At 68.1% G+C, this 3,389-nt stretch carries 6 protein-coding genes; 4 read left to right on the top strand and 2 right to left on the bottom strand.

The window, feature by feature from the left end:
* The first annotated feature begins 222 nt into the window (after positions 1-222).
* The 4 genes from ACFY3N_RS36635 (at position 223) to ACFY3N_RS36620 (ending at position 2,335) form a co-directional block, all read left to right on the top strand.
* Positions 223-411 carry a hypothetical protein gene (locus ACFY3N_RS36635; RefSeq protein WP_390821093.1) on the top strand — a complete coding sequence of 63 codons (189 nt, stop codon included), beginning with the start codon at positions 223-225 and terminating at the stop codon, positions 409-411.
* Positions 412-533: 122 nt separating this feature from the next.
* Positions 534-1,601, top strand: a complete 1,068-nt coding sequence (locus ACFY3N_RS36630) for a hypothetical protein (protein WP_390821092.1) — start codon at positions 534-536, stop codon at positions 1,599-1,601.
* A 188-nt stretch (positions 1,602-1,789) separates the two neighbouring features.
* Positions 1,790-2,059 carry a hypothetical protein gene (locus ACFY3N_RS36625; protein WP_390821091.1) on the top strand — a complete coding sequence of 90 codons (270 nt, stop codon included), beginning with the start codon at positions 1,790-1,792 and terminating at the stop codon, positions 2,057-2,059.
* A 51-nt stretch (positions 2,060-2,110) separates the two neighbouring features.
* Positions 2,111-2,335, top strand: coding sequence for a hypothetical protein (locus ACFY3N_RS36620; RefSeq protein ID WP_390821090.1), 225 nt, complete (start codon positions 2,111-2,113; stop codon positions 2,333-2,335).
* Positions 2,336-2,382: 47 nt separating this feature from the next.
* Here ACFY3N_RS36620 and ACFY3N_RS36615 read toward each other — a convergent pair whose 3' ends face one another.
* A complete protein-coding gene (locus ACFY3N_RS36615) occupies positions 2,383-2,637 on the bottom strand; it encodes a hypothetical protein (RefSeq protein WP_390821089.1) in 255 nt (84 codons plus the stop codon).
* A 457-nt stretch (positions 2,638-3,094) separates the two neighbouring features.
* A complete protein-coding gene (locus ACFY3N_RS36610) occupies positions 3,095-3,268 on the bottom strand; it encodes a hypothetical protein (protein WP_390821088.1) in 174 nt (57 codons plus the stop codon).
* Positions 3,269-3,389 lie beyond the last annotated feature (121 nt).

Raw genomic sequence — 3,389 nt, 5'->3', positions numbered from 1 at the left:
GAGTACGAGGAAGCCTTCTGGCGCAGCCAGGAGCAAACCCCGCAGTCCGCCTGAACCAATCAAGATCGGACTCTATGAAACTCGGGGCAGCTCAGTTCGAAGAGTTGTTCTTGAGCGGGGCCGGCAAGAGCTGAGGCCCTGGAGATCCATACAGCATGCCCTCATGCGCTACGCCCGCCGTCCTCGCTGCACCGAGTGCAAGGCAGCGTTCACGTACGAGCGGTGGCAGGCGGTGGAGTGCACCGGCTGGGACGCCTCCCTCCGAAGGCCCGTCCGACCCTGTGCGGGGACTGCGACCAGCGACACGGGACCGACTGGGAGGAAGCCTGGCCGGACGCGGCGCGCCAGGAGCAGGAGCCGGCCGTGCCGGAGCAGAAGGCCACCGGCTGGCTCTCGCGCCTGCGCCGCTGAGCTGGGCACGCCTCCCGACCAGCCGCGCTTCTCCTTCTGGCAAGGACCAGCCCGGCGAATTGGATGGATACGACGGAGAAGGCACGTCATGCTGGAAGCGATCGATGCGAGGGGGGGGAAGCGTGAGCCGCGGGCAGACGGAAACTCTTGACGAGAAGCACCAGCGCTTGCTGGAAGCTTTCGTGTTGAGGGCCCGCAGGGTGGAGGAGCATTCGCTGGCCGCCGACTGGGACGCCCTTGTCGAGCTGACCCGCATGAGCATCAACGTCCGTGTCGACCGCGGCGAGGTCCGGATCTCGTACGAGCTCCCGCCCGAGGAAGTGGTCGAGTCTGCGGCAGCGCGTATCAGGCCAATTCTGCTGGAGCAGGAGGACTGTTTTCACATGAAGGCGCTCTCGGCTCTGGGCTACACCTGTCGAGCAGTGCCACAAGATGCGGCGTGGATACGGGCCGCACGCGCTGAGTGGCGGACACGGGTAAGCCCCTCCACGCGCGACGAATCTGGCTATTGGGTCATGGTCGCTGACACGTCCACAGGCGAAGAGCGTGACCTCGATGCGCATGGGCTGGCCATGGCCTGGATCTACGGAGACGTGGTGCATCACGATCCAGAGCGACGCAAGGAAGGCGACACCTTCGGACTGCGCGATCGGTTTCGCGCCGCTGTGCCCCTGGTGGCCTGGGCGATGGTCGGCACAATCGAGCTCCTTAATTTTGTCCGGGCACTGAACGAGGCCGGGATGCTGAAACTTCGACAGGAAGTGTTCGACGAGCAGGTCGCCTTGAAGTCGACCGTGTGGGAAGAACGTGCCGAGATGTACTACGCGCCCGTCGGCGCTCAGCCTCCCTCGCTTGCGAGCTCTCCCATGCCCGAGGGGTGGCTCCCTCTGAGCAAGGCATCTGACCTGTCGGTCTTCCGTCACCGCATTGCGGGACAACTCTTGAACACGGAGCGCTCACCATCTATGACGTACCTCCCCTCACCCGAAGAGATCGAAGCCGCTCGCACGCCCGCTGGCGGTTGGAAGCGAGACCAGCTCGCCGCTTGGGGCGTGCCGTGGCCCCCGCCGAAGGGCTGGAAGGATGAGCTGGCCGAACGCTGGAAGGCCGCCCGCCCGGACGGCCCACCGGCGCCCCCGCCCACCCCGGCGCCGGCCGACTTCTCCCAGGAGACGTTCGACTTCGGCTGACCGACGTGCGATCTCTCGGGTTGGTGTCGGTGGTGGTGTTCTGGCGCGGGGTGTTCCTGGGCTGGTCAGCGGTTGTTTGTGAGTGGGTGGGCCGCTGTCATGAAGTGAGAGATTGAGGGGTGGGATCGCTGTCATGGGGCTTTATCGCATGGCAGCTGATGTTGTCTCAGGTTCGAGAGTTCTTACCTATGGACAGGGATGAGGAGTTGCTGCGCGGCCGGGTCTACGGCGCCGACCACGACCACCAGGGCCCGCTCCCGCACCGCGACTACGCCGAACTGGTCGGCGGCCCGCTCGACGGGCTGCTGCTCGACATCACCGGCTGGACAGCGGACGAGATCCAGACCGGCGTCGCGCTGACGACCGAGCTCGGGCAGTTCGGCGCCGGCGGCCGGGCCCTGTACGACCCGCGGCCCGGCGAGCGGAACCGCTGGAACTGGTCCGGTGACACTCCCTGACTGCTCCGGGCCGACTCGCCCGCCAGCACGGCCCGGGGCACGCTGAGAAGCGTGACCAGCGCACCGATCGTCGTGCACCGGCCCTCCCACTCGGGCGGCCGGAGAATCACCGTGCACAGCCACGGCCAGGACGAGATCCTCGGCACCGCCTACAGCGACCACGACCTGGTCGTGTTCCTCGAGGGCGCCGGTGTCGCCGAACCCGAGGCCATCCTGGACGACCCGCAGTGGGTGGAGTGGCGCGGCGGCCGGGCCCACGAGTTCCACGCCGCCTGACGGAGGTGGTGGGCCGGGTGCGCATGCTGCGCCCGGCCCACCACCGGTCAGCCAATCAGCTTGTGCAGCACGGGAACGCTGCCTCCAGCGGCCACCAGGCCCGCTGCGACGGCCGCGGGCATGGACTTGTTGTGGAGGAACATGAGGCCACCCATGACGAGGCCGATGATGACGGCCGCCAGGAACACCACGGCGGCGTGCACCGACAGCAGCGGGGTCTCCGCCGGCGTCCCTGCGCCGGCCGGGCCGGGCGGTTCGGGTCGGGCGGGTATGGGGTAGTGCGGGTGCGGGTCCCGAGACATCGGGAGTCTCCTACGAGGCGGAGGAACAGAGACGGCGGACACCTGTGGTGGTGTCGTCCGCGTGGGGGTGGCGCGCGCCTCGCGGTCGGCGGTCCTGCTGCGGCTCTCTGCCGGAGAGCGTCCCTGTGGGGCTTCGGCCCGGCCCAGGGTGGGCGTGTTCAGCGTAGCGGCGATCGGTGCGGGTGTTGCCCCGGGTGTCTGGCGGGCGGTCATCGGTACTGCCTCTGGCGTGAGTTCGACATGGCGGACGGGACAGTGACAGGACTCAAGTGCTTGCGTCTCGTCCTGGCGGGCACGGCTCCTTCACCCCGTAGGGCCAGAGGCCGGGACCCGGACAGCAGCGACCGGGAAAAAAGATTCCGGGGCACGACGAAGGCCCGGACGCCTGGTCCGGGCCTTGCGCTGTCGAAGTCCTCTAGTGAGTCGAACGCCAGTAAGGGAGTCGGAGACCTACCGTCTACTCGTGTTCTCCCCGGGAACGGTTGGCGACCCAGTCCGGAGCCCGTACGGGCGCCAGCGCTCGGGTCTCGGTGGCCGGGGCGCGCATGATGTGCCAGCTGGTGCCCGGCGCGGTGACGGTGTGGGCCAGGACGACGACGGCCTGACGGCCAGCACCGCCCCAGACCCACACCCCGGTGAAGCGGACCTGATCGGCCGCCTAGGAGCTGTCCGGGCGATCATGTGACCGTCCCGTGTCTGGGTCGTTGTTGTGGGCATGGGGCGGGGCGATCTGACGGATGCCGAGTGGGAAC

The organism is Streptomyces sp. NPDC000348 (genome assembly GCF_042898795.1).
Classification (GTDB): domain Bacteria; phylum Actinomycetota; class Actinomycetes; order Streptomycetales; family Streptomycetaceae; genus Streptomyces.
The sequence above is the reverse complement of the archived record's forward strand: the minus strand, read 5'-3'. Positions and strand labels throughout refer to the sequence as shown.